General features: G+C 65.1%; 24 protein-coding genes. 20 read left to right on the top strand and 4 right to left on the bottom strand.

Going from position 1 to position 23,353, the window contains the following annotated elements; all coding sequences use genetic code 11:
• Window positions 1-182: 182 nt before the first annotated feature.
• The 8 genes from ACE10X_RS32035 to ACE10X_RS32000 all read left to right on the top strand — a co-directional run bounded on the left by ACE10X_RS32035 (window position 183) and on the right by ACE10X_RS32000 (window position 7,388).
• Entirely contained in the window at window positions 183-1,163 is a 981-nt protein-coding gene (locus ACE10X_RS32035; RefSeq protein WP_375763375.1) for a tripartite tricarboxylate transporter substrate binding protein BugD, read from the top strand.
• Between the two features lie 174 nt (window positions 1,164-1,337).
• Entirely contained in the window at window positions 1,338-2,132 is a 795-nt protein-coding gene (locus ACE10X_RS32030; RefSeq protein ID WP_038383356.1) for a thymidylate synthase, read from the top strand.
• A 20-nt stretch (window positions 2,133-2,152) separates the two neighbouring features.
• Window positions 2,153-2,638: a GNAT family N-acetyltransferase gene (locus ACE10X_RS32025; RefSeq protein ID WP_038383357.1), complete on the top strand. Its 486-nt coding sequence runs from the start codon at window positions 2,153-2,155 to the stop codon at window positions 2,636-2,638.
• Window positions 2,638-3,150 carry a dihydrofolate reductase gene (locus tag ACE10X_RS32020; protein WP_028342341.1) on the top strand — a complete coding sequence of 171 codons (513 nt, stop codon included), beginning with the start codon at window positions 2,638-2,640 and terminating at the stop codon, window positions 3,148-3,150. Before ACE10X_RS32025 ends, ACE10X_RS32020 begins: the two co-directional genes overlap by 1 nt.
• A gap of 144 nt (window positions 3,151-3,294) precedes the next feature.
• Window positions 3,295-4,434 (top strand): FtsH protease activity modulator HflK, encoded by a 1,140-nt coding sequence (gene hflK, locus ACE10X_RS32015; protein WP_038383358.1) that lies wholly within the window; start codon window positions 3,295-3,297, stop codon window positions 4,432-4,434.
• Window positions 4,431-5,330 (top strand): protease modulator HflC, encoded by a 900-nt coding sequence (gene hflC, locus ACE10X_RS32010; protein WP_038383359.1) that lies wholly within the window; start codon window positions 4,431-4,433, stop codon window positions 5,328-5,330. The genes hflK and hflC overlap by 4 nt, the downstream gene beginning before the upstream one ends.
• 95 nt (window positions 5,331-5,425) lie before the next feature.
• Window positions 5,426-5,626 carry a DUF2065 domain-containing protein gene (locus tag ACE10X_RS32005; RefSeq protein ID WP_028332483.1) on the top strand — a complete coding sequence of 67 codons (201 nt, stop codon included), beginning with the start codon at window positions 5,426-5,428 and terminating at the stop codon, window positions 5,624-5,626.
• Between the two features lie 265 nt (window positions 5,627-5,891).
• Window positions 5,892-7,388 carry a Do family serine endopeptidase gene (locus ACE10X_RS32000; RefSeq protein WP_038383360.1) on the top strand — a complete coding sequence of 499 codons (1,497 nt, stop codon included), beginning with the start codon at window positions 5,892-5,894 and terminating at the stop codon, window positions 7,386-7,388.
• A gap of 131 nt (window positions 7,389-7,519) precedes the next feature.
• On the opposite strand, the gene serB is transcribed toward ACE10X_RS32000, so the two are convergent.
• Entirely contained in the window at window positions 7,520-8,425 is a 906-nt protein-coding gene (gene serB / locus ACE10X_RS31995) for a phosphoserine phosphatase SerB (RefSeq protein WP_038383361.1), read from the bottom strand.
• Here serB and miaA point away from each other — a divergent pair.
• From miaA to ilvC, 8 genes are all read left to right on the top strand, one after another.
• Complete coding sequence (gene miaA / locus ACE10X_RS31990; RefSeq protein WP_038383362.1) at window positions 8,424-9,353, top strand: tRNA (adenosine(37)-N6)-dimethylallyltransferase MiaA; 930 nt, start codon at window positions 8,424-8,426, stop codon at window positions 9,351-9,353. The genes serB and miaA overlap by 2 nt on opposite strands.
• 469 nt (window positions 9,354-9,822) lie before the next feature.
• A complete protein-coding gene (locus ACE10X_RS31985; protein ID WP_038383363.1) occupies window positions 9,823-11,598 on the top strand; it encodes an acetolactate synthase 3 large subunit in 1,776 nt (591 codons plus the stop codon).
• Window positions 11,599-11,612: 14 nt separating this feature from the next.
• The gene (locus ACE10X_RS31980) at window positions 11,613-12,599 is read left to right on the top strand and encodes a threonine dehydratase (RefSeq protein ID WP_038383364.1); all 987 of its coding nucleotides are present in this window, start codon (window positions 11,613-11,615) and stop codon (window positions 12,597-12,599) included.
• A gap of 21 nt (window positions 12,600-12,620) precedes the next feature.
• Window positions 12,621-13,163 carry an acetolactate synthase small subunit gene (ilvN, locus tag ACE10X_RS31975; protein ID WP_016841057.1) on the top strand — a complete coding sequence of 181 codons (543 nt, stop codon included), beginning with the start codon at window positions 12,621-12,623 and terminating at the stop codon, window positions 13,161-13,163.
• Window positions 13,164-13,166: 3 nt separating this feature from the next.
• Window positions 13,167-13,862, top strand: a complete 696-nt coding sequence (locus ACE10X_RS31970; protein ID WP_038383365.1) for a class I SAM-dependent methyltransferase — start codon at window positions 13,167-13,169, stop codon at window positions 13,860-13,862.
• Window positions 13,863-13,897: 35 nt separating this feature from the next.
• The gene (locus ACE10X_RS31965; protein ID WP_038383366.1) at window positions 13,898-14,773 is read left to right on the top strand and encodes an EamA family transporter; all 876 of its coding nucleotides are present in this window, start codon (window positions 13,898-13,900) and stop codon (window positions 14,771-14,773) included.
• A gap of 7 nt (window positions 14,774-14,780) precedes the next feature.
• The gene (locus tag ACE10X_RS31960; RefSeq protein ID WP_038383367.1) at window positions 14,781-15,389 is read left to right on the top strand and encodes a LysE family translocator; all 609 of its coding nucleotides are present in this window, start codon (window positions 14,781-14,783) and stop codon (window positions 15,387-15,389) included.
• A gap of 150 nt (window positions 15,390-15,539) precedes the next feature.
• The gene (gene ilvC / locus ACE10X_RS31955) at window positions 15,540-16,559 is read left to right on the top strand and encodes a ketol-acid reductoisomerase (RefSeq protein ID WP_018272993.1); all 1,020 of its coding nucleotides are present in this window, start codon (window positions 15,540-15,542) and stop codon (window positions 16,557-16,559) included.
• A gap of 105 nt (window positions 16,560-16,664) precedes the next feature.
• On the opposite strand, the gene ACE10X_RS31950 is transcribed toward ilvC, so the two are convergent.
• Together ACE10X_RS31950 and ACE10X_RS31945 are read right to left on the bottom strand one after the other, a co-directional pair.
• Window positions 16,665-17,771: a DUF2336 domain-containing protein gene (locus ACE10X_RS31950; RefSeq protein WP_069277951.1), complete on the bottom strand. Its 1,107-nt coding sequence runs from the start codon at window positions 17,769-17,771 to the stop codon at window positions 16,665-16,667.
• Between the two features lie 193 nt (window positions 17,772-17,964).
• Window positions 17,965-18,984 carry an adenylate/guanylate cyclase domain-containing protein gene (locus ACE10X_RS31945; protein ID WP_375763374.1) on the bottom strand — a complete coding sequence of 340 codons (1,020 nt, stop codon included), beginning with the start codon at window positions 18,982-18,984 and terminating at the stop codon, window positions 17,965-17,967.
• 170 nt (window positions 18,985-19,154) lie between these two features.
• Here ACE10X_RS31945 and ACE10X_RS31940 point away from each other — a divergent pair, with 170 nt between their 5' ends.
• On the top strand, window positions 19,155-19,520 hold the full coding sequence (locus tag ACE10X_RS31940) for a lysozyme inhibitor LprI family protein (RefSeq protein ID WP_375763373.1): 366 nt from the start codon (window positions 19,155-19,157) through the stop codon (window positions 19,518-19,520).
• A gap of 28 nt (window positions 19,521-19,548) precedes the next feature.
• Window positions 19,549-19,782: a hypothetical protein gene (locus ACE10X_RS31935; RefSeq protein WP_038383370.1), complete on the top strand. Its 234-nt coding sequence runs from the start codon at window positions 19,549-19,551 to the stop codon at window positions 19,780-19,782.
• A gap of 12 nt (window positions 19,783-19,794) precedes the next feature.
• On the opposite strand, the gene ACE10X_RS31930 is transcribed toward ACE10X_RS31935, so the two are convergent.
• Window positions 19,795-20,415 carry a hypothetical protein gene (locus ACE10X_RS31930; RefSeq protein WP_038383371.1) on the bottom strand — a complete coding sequence of 207 codons (621 nt, stop codon included), beginning with the start codon at window positions 20,413-20,415 and terminating at the stop codon, window positions 19,795-19,797.
• A gap of 107 nt (window positions 20,416-20,522) precedes the next feature.
• Here ACE10X_RS31930 and ACE10X_RS31925 point away from each other — a divergent pair, with 107 nt between their 5' ends.
• The gene (locus ACE10X_RS31925; protein WP_038383372.1) at window positions 20,523-21,230 is read left to right on the top strand and encodes a TetR/AcrR family transcriptional regulator; all 708 of its coding nucleotides are present in this window, start codon (window positions 20,523-20,525) and stop codon (window positions 21,228-21,230) included.
• A 172-nt stretch (window positions 21,231-21,402) separates the two neighbouring features.
• Complete coding sequence (locus ACE10X_RS31920) at window positions 21,403-23,115, top strand: sulfatase-like hydrolase/transferase (RefSeq protein ID WP_038383373.1); 1,713 nt, start codon at window positions 21,403-21,405, stop codon at window positions 23,113-23,115.
• The last annotated feature ends 238 nt before the right edge of the window (window positions 23,116-23,353 follow it).

Below are 23,353 nucleotides of genomic sequence, written 5' to 3'. Positions count from 1 at the left end.
ATGATCCGGAAAAGTGTGAAGCGGTTTTCCGGATAGATCATGCTCAAACAGCGAGCCGCCGGACCTGCGTCGGCGCGCCGCAGGCGGAAGTCGAATCGACACTCGATGTCGTCCCGTGAAATGAAAATGCCGGTCGATTTGGCCGGCATTTTTATTGGTCAAACGTTCCGGGAGGAATTGAGATGATGTCCATTCGCTCGCTTGCGGGCGCATGCCTTTCGGCATTTGTAGCGCTCGGCGCATTCGCCATGCCGGCGTCCGCGCAAAATTATCCGACCCGCACCATCACCATGATCGTGCCGTTCGCAGCCGGCGGCCCGACCGACGTTATCTCGCGCATCGTCACCGCGAACATGGCGCAGACGCTGGGACAGAGCATCGTGATCGAGAACGTGGTCGGAGCCGGCGGCACCACCGCCACGACGCGCGCCGCACGCGCCGCCAATGACGGCTATACGCTGATCACAGGGCATATGGGCACGCACGCCGCCTCCGTGCCGCTCTATCCGAAGCTTGCCTATCACCCGGAAAAGGATTTCGAGCCCGTCGCGCTGCTCGCCGGCACGCCGATCCTGATCCTTGCCCGCAAGGACTTTCCGCCGAAGGATCTCAAGGAATTCGTCACCTACGTGAAGGCCAATGCCGAGAAGGTCAACGCCGCACATGCCGGCATCGGCTCGGTCTCGCACGCCTCCTGCGAACTCCTGAACTCGATCCTCGGCATCAAGCCGGTCGGCGTGCCCTTCAACGGCACCGGCCCGGCCATGAATGCGCTGGTCGCCGGCCAGGTCGATTACATGTGCGACCAGATCGTCAACGCGGTGCCGCAGATCAACGCCGGCACCATCAAGGCCTATGCGGTCGCCACCCCCGAGCGCAACCCGTCGCTGCCCAATGTGCCGACCACGACGGAAGCCGGCTTGCCGGCGTTCCAGGCCCAGGCCTGGAACGCGATTTTCGCGCCGAAGGGAACTTCGTCCGCCATCATCGCCACGTTGAATGCCGCGGCCATCAAGGCGCTCGACGATGAGAACGTCCGCAAGCGCCTGCTCGAGCTCGGCAGCGTGATCCCGGCGCCCGCCAACCGCACGCCGGAGGCGCTCGCGACCCTCGTCAAGAACGAGATCGCGAAGTGGACGCCGGTGCTCAAGCCGGCAACTTAATCCAGCACGATCAACTGGATAGGACAGGGGCGGGACGCGAGTTCCGCCCCTTGTCGTTTGGCGCGGAGTGCTCACTTTTCAGGGTATAATCGGCGCGTTCAGCCGAATCAGCGTGCCGACCGGCGGCCTTGGCCGCTACATTGGCCGTTCTCTCGAAAGCCCGAAACAGACGCCATGAACCAGTATCACGACCTGCTCGAACGCATCCTCGCCGACGGTGCCGAGAAGCACGACCGCACCGGCACCGGGACGCTGTCGGTCTTCGGTCATCAGATGCGCTTCAACCTCGCGGCCGGCTTCCCGATGCTGACCACCAAGCGGCTGCCGCTGAAGGCGATCGTGCACGAGCTGCTGTGGTTCCTCGCCGGCGACACCAACATCAAATATCTCAACGACAACGGCGTCACGATCTGGGACGAATGGGCCGACGCCAACGGCGACCTCGGTCCGGTGTACGGCTCGCAATGGCGGTCGTGGCCCGCGCCGGATGGCCGCAGCATCGACCAGATCGCTGGCGTGCTCGAGATGATCAAGCGCAATCCGGACTCGCGGCGGCTGATCGTCAGCGCCTGGAATCCGGCCGAGGTCGACAAGATGGCGCTGCCGCCGTGCCATTGCCTGTTCCAGTTCTATGTCGCCAACGGCAAATTGTCCTGTCAGCTCTATCAGCGCTCGGGCGACGTCTTCCTCGGCGTGCCCTTCAACATCGCCTCCTATGCGCTGCTCACCATGATGGTCGCGCAGGTGACCGGGCTCAAGCCCGGCGATTTCGTGCACTCGCTCGGCGACGCGCACCTCTACTCGAACCATCTCGATCAGGCGCGCCTGCAACTGACGCGGCCGACGCGGCCGTTGCCGACGATGACGATCAATCCGGACGTGAAGGATATCTTCGCGTTCCGCTACGAGGACTTCAAACTCGAAGGTTACGACCCGCATCCGCACATCAAGGCCGAGGTGGCGGTATGAGTTGCGGTCCGAGGGATTGAATGTCGCTGACGATCCGCCGCGCGCGGCCCGATGAGGCCGGACTGGTGTTCTCGCTGGTCCGCGAACTTGCCGAATACGAAAAGCTTCTGCATGAGGTTCACGCCAGCGAGGCCGATATCGCCGACGCGCTGTTCGGCGCCAATCCGCGGCTTTATTGCGACATCGCGGAATGGAACGGCGAGCCTGCCGGCTTCGCGGTCTGGTTCGTCAACTTCTCGACCTTCGCCGGCCGTCACGGCATCTATCTCGAAGACCTCTTCGTGCGCCCGGCGCTGCGCGGCAAGGGCATCGGCAAGGCGCTGCTCGTGCATCTGGCAAAGCAATGCCTCGCCAATGGCTGGTCGCGCCTGCAATGGGCGGTGCTCGACTGGAACGCGCCGTCGATTGCATTCTACGAGTCGCTTGGCGCCGAGATGATGGACGAATGGACGATTTGCCGCGTCTCCGGCGAGGCGCTGTCGACGCTCGCGGAAGGGACGCGCTGATGGAGATCGTGCTCGTCGTAGCGGTCGCCGAGAACGGCGTGATCGGGAGCGACAACGCTATCCCGTGGCGGCTGAAATCCGACCAGCAGCGTTTCAAGGCGATCACGCTGAACAAGCCCGTCGTGATGGGGCGCAAGACATTCGAATCCCTGCGCAGGCCGCTGCCGGGCCGCACCAACATCGTGGTGACGCGCGATGCCAACTACCGCGCGCGCGGCGCCATCGTCACGACGTCGTTTGAAAACGCCCGCGCTATTGCGCTTGGTGACGCGCTGCGGCGTTTCGCCACTGAGATTGCAATCATCGGTGGCGCGGAAATCTACGCGCAGTGGATGGGCACCGCCGATCGCCTTGAGATCACCGAGGTCCATGCCCGGCCGGACGGCGACACACGGTTCGACAAAATCGATGCGCAGCAATGGGACGAGGTGGCGCGCGTGCGAAATCCGGCAGGTCCGGACGACAGTGCCGACTTCTCCTATGTGACATATCGTCGGCGCGGCCGGGGTTAACCAATGTTTGCATTGACAATTATGCCCCGGCGCATAGCTCGTCCGGCGAGGAAGCTTGCGTTGTAAGGGCCTTAGCGGTCCCCTATAACCGGGCCGGACATTCGAGGCCGGGCGTCCCGTCCGGACTTGCCGAGGAGATGTTTGATGCCGTGGAAAAATCAAGGCGGGGGGCCCTGGGGCTCGGGTCCGAAAGGGCCATGGGGCACCGGTCCGCAGTCAGCCGGGCCAAGGCCGCCGGATCTTGAGGATCTGCTGCGGCGCGGCCAGGACCGCCTGCAGCAGTGGCTGCCCGGCGGGCATTTCAGCGGCATGGGCGTCGCGCTGGTGCTGGTCGCCGCGCTGGCGATCTGGTTCGCGACCGGCATCTTCCGCGTGCAGTCCGAAGAGCTCGGCGTCGTGCTGCGCTTCGGCAAATATGTCCGCGATGCGCAGCCGGGCCTGCGCTATCACCTGCCATATCCGATTGAGACAGTGCTGCTGCCGAAAGCGCTGCGCGTCAACACGATCTCGATCGGCATGACCCTGATCGACGATCCCGCTCGCCGCGGCCGCACCATGCGCGACGTGCCGGAAGAAAGCCTGATGCTGACCGGCGACGAGAACATCGTCGACGTCGACTTCACGGTGCTGTGGCGCATCAAGCCGGGTGGGGCCGGCGCCTATCTGTTCAACATCCAGAATCCCGAAGGCACCGTGAAGGCGGTTGCCGAAAGCGCGATGCGTGAGGTGATCGGCCGCTCGCAGATCCAGCCAATCCTGACCGGGGCGCGCAACGTCACCGAGCAGAACGTCCAGGAGCTGATGCAGAAGACGCTCGATACCTACAACGCGGGCATCCAGATTGCGCAGGTGCAGATGCAGAAGGTCGATCCGCCGGCGCAGGTGATCGACGCATTCCGCGACGTGCAGGCGGCGCGCGCCGACCTCGAGCGCAAGCAGAACGAGGCGCAGACCTACGCCAACCGGATCGTGCCGGAAGCGCGTGGTCGTTCCGCGCAGATCCTGCAGGCCGCCGAAGGCTACAAGGAGCAGGCGGTCGCCGAGGCCAAGGGCCAGAGCGCACGCTTCCTGAAGGTCTATGACGAGTACAAGAAGGCACCCAACGTGACGCGCGAGCGCATCTATCTGGAGACCATGGAACGCGTGCTCGGCAGCTCCGAGAAGCTCGTTTATGACGGCGGCCAGGGCCAGAACATCGTGCCCTATCTTCCGCTCGGCGAACTGACGCCGCGGCGTCCGGCAGCGCCGGCCACGACCGGCCAGCAGCAGGGAGCCACCCGATGAGGTCCCCTGCCACCGGCATCGTGTCCCTGATCCTTCTCTTCATTGTTCTTGCCGTCGGCTACAGCTCGGTGTTCACCGTGCAGCAGACCGAGCAGACCATCGTCTTGCGGTTCGGCGAGCCGGTCGATGTCGTCACCGAGCCCGGGCTGCACTTCAAGGCGCCGTGGAATTCCGTGATCAACGTCGACAAGCGCATCCTCGATCTCGAAAACCCGTCGCAGGAGGTGATCGCCTCCGACCAGAAGCGGCTGGTGGTCGATGCCTTCGCGCGCTATCGCATCAAGAATGCGCTGCGCTACTACACCAGCGTCGGCTCGATCCAGGCCGCCAATCTGCAGCTGACTACGCTGTTGAACGCGGCGCTGCGCCGTGTGCTCGGCGAGGTCAACTTCATCACGGTGGTCCGCGACGAGCGCGAGAAGCTGATGTCGCGGATTCGCGAACAGCTCGACAAGGAAGCTGACGGATACGGCATCGAGGTCGTCGACGTCCGAATCCGCCGCGCCGACCTGCCGGAGCAGAACAGCCAGGCGGTCTACGACCGGATGAAGAGCGAGCGTCAGCGCGAGGCGGCCGAGTTCCGTGCCCAGGGCGACCAGAAGGCGCAGGAGATCCGCTCGAAGGCCGATCGCGAAGCGACCGTGATCGTCGCCGAGGCGAACTCGACCGCCGAGCAGACCCGCGGCGCCGGCGACGCCGAGCGCAACCGCCTGTTCGCCGAAGCCTATGGCAAGGACCAGGACTTCTTTGCGTTCTATCGCTCGATGACGGCCTATGAGAACAGTCTGCGCTCCGGCGACACGCGTTTCCTGTTGCGGCCGGACTCGGAATTCTTCAGATACTTTGGCAGCGCGAACGGCAAGCTGCCTGAGGCGGCCGCCGCGCCGAAACAGTAGCGTCAAAGACTTGAAGATCACGACTTAGCGGCGATGCGGACAACGCGTCGCCGCCACTCAACAACAACAAGCATCGAGCGGGAGGCTGCCATCCGATGAAGTCCATAGCGTTCGGCGACTTCCTCATCGGGTTGGGAATCCTGTTCGTGCTCGAAGGCATCCTGTTCGCGGCAAGCCCCGCCTGGATGCGCCGGGCGATGAAGAGCGCGCTGGCGACGCCCGACAACATCCTGCGCATCGTCGGTATCGGCTCGGCGGTCGCCGGGCTTGTCCTGATCTGGGTGGTGCGGAGATAGCCGCCGTTCCGGAGCATGCGAAGCATGACCGCCAATGCGCGATTGCGCATCGGGGAACCTCGAGATTTCCCAGGGCGCAATGGCGCCCCTCGGGTTCAGTCCTGTCGGGCTGCCCCGGAATGACAAGCAAGACTGAACATAATCGTGAGCCTCTTGCGGCCGGTTTTTCGCCGAAATGCCCGGCTGAGATGCTTGCGCCGTATGCCCGTTCGGGCGCACTCTGCGACCAGCTCATTTGAACCCGTTTGCCTGGAGAAACTCCGACATGACCGCTGCCAGATCAGCCCTGAGCCGTCGCTTCCGCATGATGGGAGCCGCGATCTCGATCGGTGCTGCGAGCATGCTGAGCACCGTGCCGGCGTTCGCACGCGGTCCTGAAGGCATCGCCGACATCGCCGAAAAGGTGATCGACGCCGTCGTCAACATCTCGACGTCGCAGACCGTCGAGGCCAAGGACCGGACGATGCCGCAGCTGCCGCCGGGCTCGCCGTTCGAGGAATTCTTCGACGACTTCTTCAAGAACCGCCGCGGGCCGCCTGGCAAGGGCGGCGACAAGAGCGGTGAGTTCCAGCCGCGCAAGACAAACTCGCTCGGCTCGGGCTTCATCGTCGACACCGCGGGCATCGTCGTCACCAACAACCACGTCATCGCCGACGCCGACGAGATCAACGTCATCCTCAACGACGGCACCAAGATCAAGGCCGAGCTGGTCGGCGTCGACAAGAAGACCGACCTCGCGGTCCTGAAATTCAAGCCGCCGAAGCCGCTCACCGCGGTCAAGTTCGGCGACAGCGACAAGATCCGGCTCGGCGACTGGGTGGTCGCGATCGGCAACCCGTTCAGCCTCGGCGGTACGGTGACCGCGGGCATCGTCTCGGCCAAGAACCGCGACATCAGCCAGGGCCCGTATGACAGCTACATCCAGACCGACGCCGCCATCAACCGCGGCAATTCCGGCGGTCCGCTGTTCAACCTCGATGGTGAGGTGATCGGCGTCAACACGCTGATCATCTCGCCGACCGGCGGTTCGATCGGCCTCGGCTTCGCCGTGCCGTCGAAGACCGTGGCCGGCGTCGTCGACCAGCTGCAGAAATTCGGCGAGCTGCGCCGCGGCTGGCTCGGCGTGCGCATCCAGCAGGTCACCGACGAGATCGCCGACAGCCTCAACATCAAGCCTGCGCGCGGCGCGCTGGTTGCCGGTGTCGACGACAAGGGGCCGGCCAAGCCGGCGGGCATCGAGCCCGGCGACGTCGTCGTCAAGTTCGACGGCAAGGACGTCAAGGACCCCAAGGATCTGTCGCGCATCGTTGCCGATACCGCGGTCGGCAAGGAAGTCGACGTCGTCGTCATCCGCAAGGGCAATGAGGAGACCCGCAAGGTCACGCTCGGCCGGCTCGAGGACAATGAGAAGGTTCAGCAGGTCAACGCCAAGTCGAAGGACGACACCGCCGAGAAGCCGGTGACCCAGAAGGCGCTCGGTCTCGACCTCGCGGCGCTGAGCAAGGACCTGCGCACCAAGTACAAGATCAAGGACAGCGTGAAGGGCGTCGTCGTCACCAGCGTCGACGGCAACTCCGATGCCGCCGAGAAGCGGCTGTCGGCGGGCGATGTCATCGTCGAGGTGGCGCAGGAGGCGGTGTCGAGTGCCGCCGACATCAAGAAGCGCGTCGATCAGCTCAAGAAGGACGGCAAGAAGTCCGTGCTGCTGCTGGTCTCGAACGGCGACGGCGAACTGCGGTTCGTCGCGCTCGGCGTGCAGTAGGCGTGTCGTCCCGGCGAAAGCCGGGACCCATACGCCGCGGCCTCTCTTGTTGAGGAAGTGGGCAACGGCTTTTCTAGGAAACCGGCATCGGTGGTTATGGGCCCCGGCTTTCGCCGGGACGACGCCGAGGATCAATTCTCGACGAACTCATCCCGCCGATAGCCCTGCGCGTACAGCAACGCGGTGAGATCGCCGTGGTCGATCCGGACCGCGGCCGCGGCCGCGACCGCCGGCTTGGCGTGATAGGCAACGCCGAGGCCCGCAGCCTGGATCATGCCGAGATCGTTGGCGCCGTCGCCCACCACCAGGGTGTCGATCTCATCCAGATCGAACGACTCGGTGAGCTCGATCAGGGTGGCGAGCTTGGTGGCGCGGCCGAGGATCGGTTCGACTACCTCGCCGGTCAGCTTGCCGCCCGCGACCTGCAGCTGGTTGGCGCGGTTTTCCTGAAAGCCGACCTTCGCCGCGACCACCTTGGTGAACAAAGTGAAGCCGCCCGAGATCAGGCAGGTATAGGCGCCGTGCGCGCGCATGGTCATGACCAGTTCGCGGCCGCCCGGCGTCAGCGTGATCCGCTTGTCGAGCACTTCGTCGACCACGCTGACCGGCAGGCCCTTGAGCAGTGCCACCCGCTCGCGCAGCGCGGACTCGAACTCGATCTCGCCGCGCATCGCGCGCTCGGTGATCGCGGCGACATGGGCCTTGAGCCCGGCGAAGTCGGCGAGCTCGTCGATGCACTCCTGGCCGATCATGGTGGAATCCATGTCGGCCAGAAAAAGCTTCTTGCGCCGGGCGATCCGAGGCTGCACGACAATGTCGATCGGCAGGTCGCCGCGGGCCTCGCGAAGGCGTTCCTCGATCGCCTTGATACCGTCCCTGCTGCTGTCCTCGCTTTCGAACGGAATGTCGGCGGCGACTTCGTTGAACAGCCACTGCGCCGGGCCGGGTGAGGGCAGCACGGCCCGCGCACCGTCGACGATGGTGGAGTCGAGTGCGGGGCTTGCAGGATTGCAGATCAGCGTGGCAACGAGGGACATGCAGGCGCATTCGGGATTGTTGAACAAGGCAGTGCTTATCGCAGGGCCGACCGCCAGCGGCAAGTCGGCGCTGGCGCTCGAACTCGCGCAGCGGACCGGCGGGGTCGTGATCAACACCGACTCCATGCAGGTCTATCGTGACCTCCGGATCATCACGGCGCGGCCGACCGCAGGCGAAGAGGCGCTGGTTCCGCACCGGCTCTACGGCCATGTCGACGCCGGCGTGAATTTCTCCGCCGGCGCCTGGGTGACTGACGCGGCGAAGGTGCTCGGCGAGACGCGTGCGCAAGGACGGCTGCCGATCTTCATCGGCGGCTCGGGCCTCTATTTCAAGGCGCTGACGCGCGGCTTGTCGGCGGTGCCGCCGATCCCGGCTGATGTGCGCGACGGCGTGCGCGCACGGCTCGAGCAGCACGGCGTCGAGGCGCTGCATGCCGAGCTTGCCGAGCGCGATCCGGTGTCGGCCGAACGGCTGAAGACGCGCGATCGCACCCGCATCGCGCGGGCGCTCGAGGTGGTCGAGGCCACCGGCCGCCCGCTGCCGGACTGGCATCGCGAGGGCCTGCCGCCACTGCTGCCGCCGGGCGATTTTCATGCGCTGTTCCTCGCGCCGGAGCGCGAGACGCTCTATGCACGGATCGACGCCCGGTTCGGTGTCATGCTCGATACCGGCGCGCTCGACGAGGTCGCGGCGCTGGCGGCTCGTGGGCTCGATCCGCTGCTGCCGGCGATGAAGGCCCATGGGGTGCCGGCGCTGATCCGGCACCTCAAGGGCGAGATCAGCCGCGAGGAGGCGGCCGAGATCGGCCGGGCCGACACCCGCCATTACGCCAAGCGCCAGTTCACCTGGTTTCGCCATCAGCTCCCGGAATTCGAATGGGTGGTGCCGGAGGCGGTGAAGGAGCAGCTGGAGACCCTCATCCCGTAGCCCGGATGGAGCGAAGCGCAATCCGGGGACCCCACCTCCGCGGCGAGCCCGTCCCGGATTTCGCTGCGCTGCATCCGGGCTACGGGGGCTCCATCCGGGCTACGAACGCCACCCGGCCGCTGGCGGCGCACGCCCGTCAGCCATGCGCGTTCGCCTGCGCAAAAACACTCGCCGAACGAGCGGAACCCCGGTAGAGTACGGAAATCGCGAAAGTGCTTGCCTTGCCTTGACATTCAGGCTTTGGCCGCTATGTTCGCGCAACCTTTGGGAAGACTGGGTCGTCTCGTGCGCAACATTATTACCGAACTGCTTATCGCCGTCGTACCCAGGCACACCGCCGGGGATGGCTAGCGGCCATCCAAATTCGGGCGGTGTGCATGGGGCCTCTGGGGCCCCTTTTTATTGCCCGAAGCCGAACTGACGAGAACTGACAAAAGCCGCGCAAAAACAAGCGCATCCGGAGCGAACCATGACCGACAAGAGCCACGATCCCAATCAGATGACCGGCGCCGCGATGATCGTGCGCGCGCTCATCGATCACGGCGTGCAGCATGTCTTCGGCTATCCCGGCGGTGCGGTGCTTCCGATCTACGACGAGATCTTCCAGCAGAGCGAGGTCGAGCACATCCTGGTCCGTCACGAGCAGGGCGCCGGCCATGCCGCCGAAGGTTATGCGCGCTCGACCGGCAAGCCCGGCGTGGTGCTGGTGACGTCGGGCCCCGGCGCCACCAACATGGTGACGCCGCTGACCGACGCGCTGATGGATTCGATCCCGCTGGTCTGCATCACCGGCCAGGTGCCGACCCACCTGATCGGCAACGACGCTTTCCAGGAGTGCGACACGGTCGGCATCACGCGGCCCGCCACCAAGCACAATTGGCTGGTCCGCGACGTCAACGACCTCGCCAGGGTGCTGCACGAGGCCTTCTATGTCGCCACGACCGGCCGGCCCGGCCCGGTCGTGGTCGACGTGCCGAAGGACGTGCAGTTCGCGACCGGCACCTATCATCCGCCGCGCAAGTCGGATGTGCACATCTCCTACACGCCGCGCGTCAAGGGCGACGCGACCCAGATCCGCAAGGCGGTGGCGCTGCTCGCCAACGCAAAGCGTCCGGTGATCTATTCCGGCGGCGGCGTGATCAATTCGGGTCCCGAGGCCTCGAAACTGCTGCGCCAGCTGGTGGAGGCGACCGGCTTCCCGATCACCTCGACCCTGATGGGGCTGGGCGCCTATCCCGCCTCAGGCCCGAACTGGCTCGGCATGCTGGGCATGCACGGCACCTACGAAGCCAACATGACGATGCATGATTGCGACGTCATGCTCTGCGTCGGCGCGCGCTTCGACGACCGCATCACCGGCCGTACCGACGCGTTCTCGCCGGGCTCGAAGAAGATCCACATCGACATCGACCCGTCCTCGATCAACAAGAACATCCGCGTCGACGTGCCGATCATCGGCGACGCCGGCAACGTGCTCGGCGATTTGCTGCAGGTGTTCAAGGCCGAAGCCAGGAAGCCGGACATCAAGTCGTGGTGGCAGCAGATCGCGCAATGGCGCGCGCGCAACTCGCTGTCCTACCGCAAGAACAACGATATCATCCTGCCGCAATACGCGATCCAGCGCCTGTTTGAGCTGACCCGCGGCAAGGACACCTACATCACGACCGAGGTCGGTCAGCACCAGATGTGGGCCGCGCAGTTCTTCGGCTTCGAGGAACCGCACCGCTGGATGACCTCGGGCGGTCTCGGCACCATGGGCTACGGCCTGCCGGCCGCGGTCGGCGTGCAGGTGGCGCATCCGGACAGCCTTGTGATCGACATCGCCGGCGACGCCTCGGTGCAGATGACGATCCAGGAGATGTCGACGGCGATCCAGTTCGAGCTGCCGATCAAGATCTTCATCCTGAACAACCAGTACATGGGCATGGTTCGGCAATGGCAGCAGCTGCTGCACGGCAACCGCCTGTCGCACTCGTACTCCGAGGCGCTGCCCGACTTCGTCAAGCTCGCCGACGCCTATGGCTGCGTCGGCCTGCAGGCGACCAAGCCGTCCGATCTCGACGGCGCGATCAAGGAGATGATCTCGATCAAGCGCCCGGTGCTGTTCGACTGCCGCGTCGCCGCGCTGGAGAACTGCTTCCCGATGATCCCGTCGGGCAAGGCGCACAACGAGATGCTGCTGCCGGAAGAGGCGACCGATGAGGCCACCGCGAAGGCCTTCTCCGGTGGCAAGGCACTGGTGTGAGGTGAGGGCGGATCATGTTTGATCTCAACGAGCTCGAGCGCGCGCACAGGATTGTCGGCACTGCAGTGCCGGCGACGCCGGCGCACGCCTGGCCGCTGCTCGCCGAGCGGCTCGGCACCGAGGTCGTGGTCAAGCATGAGAACCACACGCCGACCGGCGCCTTCAAGGTGCGCGGCGGCCTTGTCTATCTCGAGCGGCTGAAGCGCGAGCGCGCCGACGTGCCCGGCATCATCTCGGCGACGCGCGGCAATCACGGCCAGAGCCTGGCGTTCGCGGCGGGGCGTCACGGCGTGCCGGCAACAATCTACGTGCCGCGCGGCAACTCGGTCGAGAAGAACCGCGCCATGCACGCGTTCGGGGCCGAGCTCGTCGAACACGGCGACGACTTCCAGGCCGCGCGGGAAGAGGCCGAGCGCCGCGCCCAATTCGCCGGCCTGCACATGGTGCCGTCGTTCCACCCGGACCTCGTACTGGGTGTCGCGACTTACGCGCTCGAGCTGTTCCGTACCGCGCCCGATCTCGACATTCTCTATGTGCCGATCGGGCAGGGCTCCGGCATCTGCGGCTGCATCATGGCGCGCGACCTGCTCGGACTGAAGACCGAGATCGTCGGCGTGCAGTCGACCGAGGCACCGTCCTACGCTTTGTCGTTTGCGGCCGGAAAGATCGTCACCACCGAGACCAGCAACACCCTTGCCGACGGCATGGCGACGCGGATTCCGGACGCGGATGCGTTCGCGCTGATCCGCAAAGGCGCCTCCCGCATCGTGCAGGTCAGCGACGACGAGGTCGGGCAGGCGATCCGCGCCTACTGGACCGACACCCATAATCTCGCCGAGGGCGCGGGCGCTGCGGCGCTCGCGGCCGCGCTGCAGGAAAAGAACAGGCTCGCCGGCAAGCGGGTCGGCCTGATCCTGAGCGGCGGCAATATCGATTTCGATCTGTTCCGGACCTGGATCGGAACGGATGCTGCGCCGGCCGCCGAGCGGGCGGTGGCGTGAACAGAATGTAAGGGGACGACCATGAACCAGCCCGCATCCGCCTACTTCCTCGAAGAGCGTCACGATCCCAACGAGACGCACACTTTGTCCGTGCTCGTGCAGAACGAGCCCGGCGTGCTCGCGCGCGTGATCGGCCTGTTCTCCGGCCGCGGCTACAACATCGAGAGTCTCACCGTCTCGGAGACCGAGAGCCAGAAACATCTCTCACGGATCACGATCGTCACCACCGGCACGCCGATGGTGATCCAGCAGATCAAGCATCAGCTCGACCGCATGATCCCGGTCTACCGCGTCGTCGACATGACGCTGACCGGCAGCTCGATCGAGCGCGAGCTCGCGATGGTCAAGGTGCGGGGCGGTGGCGATCACCGCGTCGAGGCGCTGCGGCTGGCGGACGCATTCCGCGCCCGGGTGATCGACGCCACGACCGAGAGCTTTGTGTTCGAGATCACGGGCAATTCGTCCAAGATCAGTCAGTTCATCGACCTGATGCGTCCGCTGGGTCTGGTCGAGGTGTCACGAACCGGGGTGGCCGCGATCACGCGTGGGCCGGAAGGGATGTGAGTCATGTTGGCGCGCGACTGGTACTACACGCAACGGCGGCAGGTCGGTCTCGATACCGCGGTGGCCTCGATCTATGACGTCAGCGAGGACAGCGATGTCCGTGCCCGCCAGGCGCTGACCATGCTCGGCGTCAAGCCGGGCTGGCGGATCGCCGATATCGGCTGCGGCAACGGCGTGCTGGCCACCGAGGCGGCGCTGATGGGCGCCGAGGTCGATGCCATCGACATCTCGCCGGCGATGATCGGGCTTGCCGAAATCTATGCGCGCGACCGCAAGGCGAAGATCCGGACCCAGCCGGCCGGCCTGTTGTCGTTCGCCTATCAACCGAATTCCTACGACCTCATCGTCAGCGAGTTCACGCTGCACCATCTTCCTGATTTCTGGAAGGCGGTGGCGCTGTCGCGAATCTTCAACGCGCTGAAGCCGGGCGCGAACTTCTACCTGCGCGACATGGTGTTCGTCGGTATGCCCGACGGTGTCGATCGCGATGTCGAAGGTTGGGCCGATTTCTCGATCAAGAATCACGGTTTCGAGCGCGAAAGCGTGATCACCCATATGCGCGACGAATACTCGACCTTCGGCTGGGTGATGGAGCGCATGCTGACCGAGACCGGTTTCACGCTGGTCTCCGTCGACTACCACGCGCCGCTGCACGGCACCTATCTGCTGCGCAAACCGAAGCCCGACGACCAGATCTAGATCCCGACCGAAACGGAAGCAAAAGAAGAACAACAATGAAGCCGGCCGATGTTGGCATCGCCGTCATGGTCGCGGTGATCTGGGGGCTTGCGTTCGTCGCAAGCCGGATCGCGCTCGATGAGTTCTCGCCGGAGCTGATGACGACGCTGCGCTTCGCCATCGCCGCGCTGCCGTGCCTGTTCCTGCGCAAGCCCGGCGTTTCCTGGCCGCTTCTGATCGCGATTAGCGCGACGCTGTTCCTCGGCCAGTTCCTCGCACAGGCCTTTGCGATCGCGCATGGCGTTCCGGTCGGGCTTTCCAGCGTGATCGTGCAGAGCCAGGCGCTGTTCACCATCGCCTTTGCTGCCCTGGCCTTCGGTGAAATCCCGACGCGGACCCAGGCGATCGGCATCGCGATCGCCGCGCTCGGCCTGCTGATGATCTGCGGGACGGTCGGCTACGACTTCAGCGTCGCCGCGTTTGCGATCATCATGATCTGTCCGATCAGCTTCGCGATCGGCAATCTTCTTCTGCGGCAGGCGAACGGCGCGCCGATGTTCGATCTGTTCGCCTGGCTGTGCCTGTCCGCCGCGGTGCCGCTTGCGGTGCTGACCTTGATCACCAACGGCCCGCAGCCGACCTGGCATGCGCTGACCCATATGTCGCTGACCGGGCTCGTCTGCATGCTCTGTCTCGGCGGCATCTCGACCAGCATCGCCTACTGGCTGTGGGGCCGCCTGCTGCGGGATTATCCGGCGGCGCAGGTGGTCCCGTTCGCGCTGCTGGTGCCGTTCGTCGGCTCCGCCGCCTCGAGCATCGTGTTCGGCGAGACATTTGGGCCGCTGCGGCTGGCCGGCATGGTCACCGTGATCGCCGGCATCGCCGTGATGCTGCTGTCGAAACCGCCAAAAGCTCTGCCGAAAGTCGCGTGAGGGCGCCATGTCGAATTCGCTGCTGTTCGCCTTTGTCGTGTTCGCCGTCGTGATGTTCTTCACTCCGGGCCCCAACAACATCATGCTGCTGTCGTCGGGGCTGACCTACGGCTTCCGCCGCACGGTGCCCCACATCGCCGGCATCACGGTCGGGTTCGCCTTCATGGTCGGCGCGGTCGGCGTCGGGTTAGGGGCCGTCTTCATCGCCTATCCGGTGCTGCAGACGATCCTGAAATATGGCGGCGTCGTCTACCTGATCTATCTCGCCGCCGTCATCGCCATGGCCGAGCCGCCCTCGGCGGACAAGGACGACAGGGGCGGCCGCGGCCCGATGACGTTCTGGGGCGCCGCCATGTTCCAGTGGATCAATGCGAAGGGCTGGGTGATGGTGATCGGTACCATCACGGCCTATGCGGCGATTGCCGCCTTTCCCTGGAACATCGCGATCCAGGTCGGCCTGAGCCTGATCCTGGGCACGGTGTCCTGCGTCGTCTGGGCGCTGTTCGGGACCGCCTTGCGGCCGATCCTGACCTCACCCCGGGCGATCCGCGCCTTCAATGTGGTGATGGCCATCCTGCTGCTGGCCTCGCTCTACCCGGTCTTCATGGACGCATGATGCCGCACCGCGCCATGCGAGATGAGGGTTTCCCCTGAGGGGGAAAATGCTCTAGACAACGCCGGAAATTCGCGGGCGCCCGGCGGTTCTGACCTTCCGAAAGCCTGATTCATCGGCCGATTTTGGCCCCCTTCAAACGAGGAAACCACGATGCGAGTTTACTACGATCGCGATGCCGACCTGAACCTGATCAAGGGCAAGAAGGTCGCCATCGTCGGCTACGGCAGCCAGGGCCACGCCCATGCGCTGAACCTGAAGGATTCAGGCGTCAAGGAAGTGGCGATTGCGCTGCGCAAGGGTTCGGCCTCGGCCAAGAAGGCCGAGAACGCCGGCTTCAAGGTGATGGAAGTCGCCGAAGCCGCCAAGTGGGCCGACCTCGTGATGATGCTGACCCCGGACGAGCTGCAGGGCGACATCTATCGCGAGCACCTGCACGACAACATGAAGAAGGGCGCGGCGCTCGTGTTCGCCCACGGCCTCAACGTGCACTTCAACCTGCTCGATCCGCGCGCCGACCTCGACGTGCTGATGATCGCGCCGAAGGGCCCCGGCCACACCGTGCGCTCGGAATATCAGCGCGGCGGCGGCGTGCCCTGCCTGATCGCGATCGCCAAGGATTCGTCGGGCAACGCCCATGACCTCGGCCTCAGCTACGCCTCGGCGATCGGCGGCGGCCGCGCCGGCATCATCGAGACCACCTTCAAGGAAGAATGCGAGACCGACCTGTTCGGCGAGCAGGTGGTGCTCTGCGGCGGCCTGGTCGAGCTGATCAAGGGTGGCTACGAGACGCTGGTCGAGGCCGGCTACGCGCCCGAGATGGCCTATTTCGAGTGCCTGCACGAAGTGAAGCTGATCGTCGACCTGATCTATGAAGGCGGCATCGCCAACATGAACTACTCGATCTCCAACACCGCCGAATACGGCGAGTACGTCACCGGTCCGCGCATCGTCACGGCCGAGACCAAGGCAGAGATGAAGCGCGTCCTAGCCGACATCCAGGGCGGCAAGTTCGCCCGCGACTGGATGCTGGAGAACAAGGTCAACCAGACCTCGTTCAAGGCGACCCGCGCCAAGCTCGCCGCGCACCCGATCGAGGAAGTCGGCGCCAAGCTGCGCGACATGATGCCCTGGATCAAGAAGGGCGCGCTGGTCGACAAGAGCAAGAACTAAGGCAGAGATTGCAGGGCGAGCGCGGTTTCGCTTGCCCTGCACGCCAAAAGTAAAAAGGGTGGGCGCGTTGCCCACCCTTTTTCTTTGTCGCAGAGGCGCGGCAGCCTATCCCGCCGCCATCGGCTGCTTCTCGATCCTGTTGTGCAGCTGCCAGAACCGCACCGTGCGCTGCGCGGTTTCCAGCGAGAGCCGGCGGTAGTCGCGCTGCGCGATCTCGAGCGTCGCATTGTCGAGCGGCAGCGGCAGCGGCCGCTTGCGCAGGATGGTTTCGACCGTCGGCCAGTTGAGCCGCGCCGAGCGGCACGGGATCAGGATCAGGTCGGAGCGCAGGCCGAGCATCAGGCGTTCGATCATCGCGATCGGCATGTCGTTGAGCACGGCAAGCGCGACCGTGACCTCGTCGAGCTTGCCCTCTTCGGCGAACTTGTAGACGGCCGCATCGTCGAGCTCGTTCAGCTGCTTCATCAGCTTGACCAGCTCTTCGGCGATGCCGTAATTGCGGCGCGGCGCCGCGGCCTCTTCCTGGGCGATGTCGTTCAGCACCTGGCTGATCTCTTCGCGCGCCCTGGGCGACGCGATCGAAAGCAGACGGGCGCGCACCGTATCCTTGGCGCGCTGCAGCAGGTCGCGCAGCAGCTTGGCCGGAATGTCGATGCGCAGACCGAGGATCTCGACCAGCTCGTCGTCGCCTTCGGCGCGGGCGACGATGCTGGAATAGCCGTTGTCGGAGAACTGCGCTCCGGCGTTCTTGGCGAGACGCCGGATCACCTTGTCCTCGCCGCGGTCGATGATCACGTCGGTGACGGAAGGCGGCAGGTTTTCCCGCGCGGAGATCGCGAACAGGTGGTCCTGGCCCTTGCTGCTCGCGATCTCGCGCAGGGCGTCGTTCGAGAGGCGGCTGGAGTGGGTCAGCACGTCGCCGGCGACGCTGATGTCGTCGTCCCAGGCGAGGTGCTGAATCACCTCGAACGGCGCATAGTCGAGCGGTGCGAGCCGCTTGCTGAGCTCGGCCCGCGCACGGGTCTCGACGCGCGCGACCAAGAGGCAGAGCACGTCGTCGAACACCTTGACCTGTTCATCGTTGAGGCGGTCGCCGTCGTTCAGGAACAGATCGGTGACCTGCCGCAGCGTCTGCACGCGCTTGGCTGATGTCCCGTCCCGGACCGCATCCTCGAGTTCGGCAATAATCGATTGTGACGCCTGTTGCGCCATCGATGGGCAACCTTGTTTTTGTTGAATGACACCTGCCTGCGCACCATGCGGGGCGCGGTCTTACACCTGCGTTAAGGTGGAACCCGGTGCAAATACGGTGTGCGTCGCATCCTTAACAGGCTGCGACCGGACTCGCTTCAATGCGCGCTTTCGGCTCAGCGGAAGCTGATGCCGCTGGATTTTAAGAGATCGTTTAGGACGATACGCGCCGCGCGACGGAAAAGATGTCGATCGACGCGGCACGTCCGCGCAATTGCGTCGAGCCGAGCGGCTCGACGACTAAATCCCGGTCCGGCAGCAGCAGGCGGAGCAGGTCGCCCGATACCAGCAGCGGCCGGCCGGCCTCCTTGCAATGCGCCTGCAGCCTCGCCGTCACGTTCACGGTGTCGCCGAAATAGGCGATCTGTCGCCGCGAGTCCCCGCATTCCGCGATGACGACCGGACCGGCATGCATCCCGGCCCTAAACGCGGGCACCACGCCGAACTCCTTGCGATATTGATCAGCCCGCTTGGCGAGGCGATCCTCGATCGCGAACACGCAATCGAGATACCGCCGCGATCGCCCGTCGGCATTGGCCGGCCAGGTCACGATCACTTCGTCGCCGACATAGGCGTGGACTTCGCCGCCGTGCGACACGATCGGATCGTCGATGTCGAAGAAGAAGCGCGTCAGCAATTCCTGCACGCGCAGCTCGCCCATCGACTCCGCTAGCGTCGTCGAGCCGACCAGGTCGAGAAACAGCAGCACGCGCTCCTCGCGCACCGGCTGCCGACAGCGTCCGAGCACGATGCCGAGCAGCGTATGCCCGCCGATCATCCGGACCAACTCGTAGATCGTCGTGATCGGGATCGACAGCAGCAGGCCGACGCCAATGATCTTCAGGAAGGTTTCGCGCATCCACTTGGCTTCGAGCCCATGCCCGTAGAGCACGATTTCCAGCACGATCGCGGCGGCCGCAACGGTGACGGCGAGGATCACAGAGCGGCCGATCAGCTCGACGATGAGTGATTGCCGTCGCAGCCAGCCACCACGTGCGGCCAGATGGAGATGCGTCGCCCAGACGATCACCGTGAGGGCTGCGCCGTCGAGGGCGCTGCGCACATAATTCGAGACGGAGGCCTCGTCGGACTCATCGAAGGCATAGCGAAACAGCCCACCGACGAGCAGGCCGAACACCGCCAAGACGATCACAGGCGTCACGGCGCGCCGCATGGTCCCTCCATGCATATGAAATATCCTGCGCGGACCGGGAAGGCCAGCCGCGGCGCGGCCGGCGGTGACGGGATGCACCGCGGCGGCACTCATGTATGCTGCGACGACAGGATCGATCGAACAGGGGAAGTGGCATGACATCGGCTGTCACGACAGGCGCGTGCAGGCTCATGGCCGTTCTGGCGGCCGTCTCCATCGCCTTCACCGCGCCGGTTGTTCGCGCCGGCGATCAGAGCGTTGGCGAGCCATCCTGCGACGGCGGCACCTACCAGATGGTCGAATGCCTCAAGGCCAAGACCGCGCAGTTGGACAAGCGGATGAACGTCGCCTATCAGAAGGCGTTGAAGGATGCCGCCGACGACAAGCAGCGCGAACAGCTGCGCACCGCGCAGCGGCTATGGATCCAGTATCGTGACGCCAACTGCCTGTATTACGACCTCGGCGAGGGCACCATCGCCCGGCTCGATGCCGGCGAATGCATGCGCAGCATGACCGAAGCCCGCGCTAAGGAACTGGAGAATCTTGGCCATCAGTGAGCCATCTTCCGGAGTCAGGACCGAGGTCATGACTGATGGAAAGAGCCAGGACGAATTGACCCAGCTTGCCGAGGAGGCGCTGCGCGCCCAGCCCGGCTGCGAAACCGCGCGTGTGCCGGCGATCGCCGCGCTGCCCGATGCGCAGGTCGGGCGCAACTGGGAAATTCCGAACGTCGTGCTCGGTGACAGCCTGATCAGCGACGTCGACCGCGCGGTGCTGTCGGTTCATCGCCAGCTCGGCCGCAAGTTTCACCTGGTGTGAGGTGGCCCGATCTCAGCTCGCCCGCGCCTGACGCGGCGCAGGCCGCGCGGCCATGCTGATCATCCTGAGCGCGAACACGGCGGCAAGCGGCAACAGGAACAGCGCGTAGAGCGGCATCTCGGGAATTCGCTTGCCGAACGAGACCATGAACTGCAGCAGCAGATAGTAGCCGCCGATGAGATGCAGCCGGCGCCAGGCGCGCGGGCCCAGCATCGCAGCCGTGCGATCGAATGATGTCGCGGTCAGCGCGATGATGAAGGCATAGCCGATGCCGCCGAAGATGTACGAGACCGCCGAGGTCGCGGCGGCGAAGCCGGGCGGATCGAGCGTCGCGAAGCCTGCGATCGCGACCGCATGGATGGCGTGCGAGGCCGCGAAGGTGACGCCCAGGTAACGGCGGTTGCGGCACTGCCAGTGCGTCCAGGCGTTCGGCCACAGCCGCGCCAGCGCCGCCGCCGAGAAGGCGAGGCAGAAGAACAAGAGCGAGGTCCGCGCCGTGAAGCGGATCACCATCCGCACGCCCTCGACCTCGAACTGCCGCATCGCGGCGATCCAGATCGAAAGCCCGATCAGGGTGAGCGTGAGCAGGCCAAACAGCCGCCAGCCCTCGAACCAGTTGCGATGCGTCGCCATATCCCGCCTCCCGTTCATGTAATCACCAGTTACATTTCGCGCCCGCGCGCGGTCAATCCGTGTAATCATCGCTTACATTCACAAGCGGGTGATGCTAGTGGTGCGCCATGCGCCGCCCCGCCAAAAGCTCGTCCACCGGCCGTCGGTCCGCCAAGCCGCGTCCGGTCGCGACGCGGGCGCAGGCGGCGAGGCCGTATCACCACGGAGATCTCCGCCGCGTCCTGATCGATGCCGCCATGCAACTGGTCGGCGAGGGCGGGCCGGAGGCGGTCAGCGTGCGCGAGGCCGCGCGCCGGGCCGGGGTCTCGCCGGGCGCGCCGTTCCGGCATTTCCCGAGCCGGGACGCGCTGATGAATGCGGTGGCGGAGGAGGCGCAACGCCGCTTTCGCGCCGAGATCGAGGCGGCGTTGGCCGAGGCGCCGGCAGGTGATCCGCTCGGCCGCTTCCGCCATCTCGGGATCGCCTATTTGCGCTGGGCGATGAAGAACCCGACCCATTTCGAGATCATCTCCAGCCGCCGCTTCTTCGACCACGACCGCTCGGCCGCCGTCTCCAGCGACAATGCCGAGTTGATCGGCCTGACCGAGCGCACGCTGGCGGAGGCATTTTCAGCTGGCCAACTCGGGACGCGCGACCTCAGGCAGGTCCAGATCGGCGGCCGCGCGCTGGTCTATGGCTTCGCGCGGATGCACATCGACGGCCATTTGCCGCGCTGGGGTGTCGGCGATGCGGAGGTCGAGCAGATGGCTGCCGACATCGTCGATCTCTTCATCGCGGGCATCGCGAGCCACGCCGCGCCGGCCGCCAAAGTTTAAGGGCACGCGCGCTGCCTGCCGCGGCCAGGCTGGGCGCGGCAAATTCATTGCGCGTTCATGACGATTCAATTACGGTTTTGTGACGCGGCCCAGACACCGGCTGTGCCGCATGCCTCCTGGCCGTTGCCAGTCAAGGCGGTGGCATTGCGCCGGGTTGTATTGCGTCCCGCCCATGGCGCCCGCGCCTCAGCAAAACTCCTCCGTTGCCGCACTGGCCGGCGGTCTTGCCGCGCTCGGCATCTGGCGGTTGATGGCGGTCGCGGCACCGCATTTCGGCGCGCTGATCCTGATGCTGCGCACCGAGACCGATTTCGGCTCGCGGCTTTGCTTCCTGCTCACCTGGGGAATCCTGAACTTCCTGTTCATCGCGCTGCTGCGCCGGCCGGCGCTGTCGGGCGCGCTGTCGCTGACGCTGGTCGTGGTGCTGGTGCTGCTGTCGCGCTTCAAGCACGACGTGGTGCAGATGACCGCGAATTTCGTCGACCTGATGGTGATCGACCGCGACACCGCGGCGTTCCTGCTGACGATCTTCCCGAGCCTGCGCTGGTCGATCATCGGCGCCGGCCTCGTCACGCTGCCCTTGATGTACGCGCTGTGGTGGCTCGATCCGTTCCGCATCCGCCGCCTGCCGGCTGCGGCCGCCTGCCTCGCCTGCACCGCGGCCCTCTCGGGTTATGCCTTCGCCTGGCCGGACGAAGCCTGGCGCGGCTATTACGACGACGGTTATCTCTCGAAGTTCGCGCGCTCCGGCGTCACGGCCGTGTCCGATTTCGTCGCCTACGGTTTCATGGAGTCGGATCCGACCGCGAGCGACCAGCTCAAGATGCCCCTGGTCGATGCCTGCCATCCCGCCGGGCGGCGGCCGAACATCATCATGATCCATGATGAATCGAGTTTCGACATCCGCGCGGCCTCCGGCGTCAAGGTGCCGCCGGGCTATGGCAGCCAGTTCAAGTCCTATGACGGCATCGAGCGCAAATTCCTCGCCGAGAGCAATGGCGGGCCGAGCTGGTTCACGGAGTACAACGTGCTTGCGGGATTGTCCTCGCGCTCGTTCGGCCGGTTCTCCTATTTCGTCACCCGCATCGCATCGGGACGCGTGGAGCGCGGCCTGCCGTTGGCCCTGCGCCGCTGCGGCTACGACACGCTCTCGCTCTATCCCGCATTCGGCGCCTTCATGAGCGCACGCAACTTCCAGACCACGACCGGCATCCAGCGCTTCTACGACGCGCATGACCTGCATGCGAAGGACGTCGAGCCCGACAGCTTCTTCTACGACAAGGCGCTGAAGCTGATGGCCGAGCAGAAGACGTCAGGTACGCCGCTGTTCGCCTTCGTCTATCTCGCCGCCAATCATTTCCCCTGGGAAACCAAATTCCATCCCGAGTTGCTACCGTCGTGGAAGCGGCCGGGCAACACGCCCGCCGTCGACGAATATCTGCGCCGGCAGGCGATGAGCGCTGGCGACTATGCCGGCTTCGTCGCGGCGCTGAAGAAGAAGTTTCCGGCGCAGCCTTTCCTGATCGTGCGTTACGGCGATCATCAGCCGGAATTCTCGCCGCAGCTGCTAGATCCCGATCTCGACGAGGCCGGTATCGGCAAGAAGCTGATGGATTACGATCCGCGTTACTACGCGACCTACTATGCGATCGACGCCATCAACTTCGAGCCGGTGAAGAGCCCGGCGGTGATGGACACGATCGACGCCGCCTATCTGCCGCTGGTGATTCAGGAAGCTGCGGGCATTCCGCTTGATCCGTCGTTCGAGGAGCAGAAGGCGATCATGCTTCGCTGCAACGGCGTGTTCTATTCCTGCAAGGACGGCGCAGAAGCACGCCGCTTCAACCGCCTGTTGATCGACGCGGGGATCATCAAGGGACTTTGAGCATGCTTCGCCGGCCTTCGGCCAGGGCGGAAGCGATCCATTGTCGCCAATCGCAATTGCTCTCGTTGAGCAACCGCTCCGCACATCATAGCGATCGCGTCGTGAACTAGACTAACGTCGGTAGACGAAGGTCGCCCGCGCGAAACCGCGCGCATTACTCATTTGTAATTACGTCGCCGAGATTTCGTCACGATTGTTGCGATGATCTGTCGCGCCGCTGCTACGGTGTTCATCAGCG

The organism is Bradyrhizobium sp. Pha-3 (assembly GCF_042258325.1).
Classification (GTDB): domain Bacteria; phylum Pseudomonadota; class Alphaproteobacteria; order Rhizobiales; family Xanthobacteraceae; genus Bradyrhizobium; species Bradyrhizobium elkanii.
Note: the sequence above shows the minus strand (reverse complement) of the source record. Positions and strands in the feature narration are given on the sequence as shown.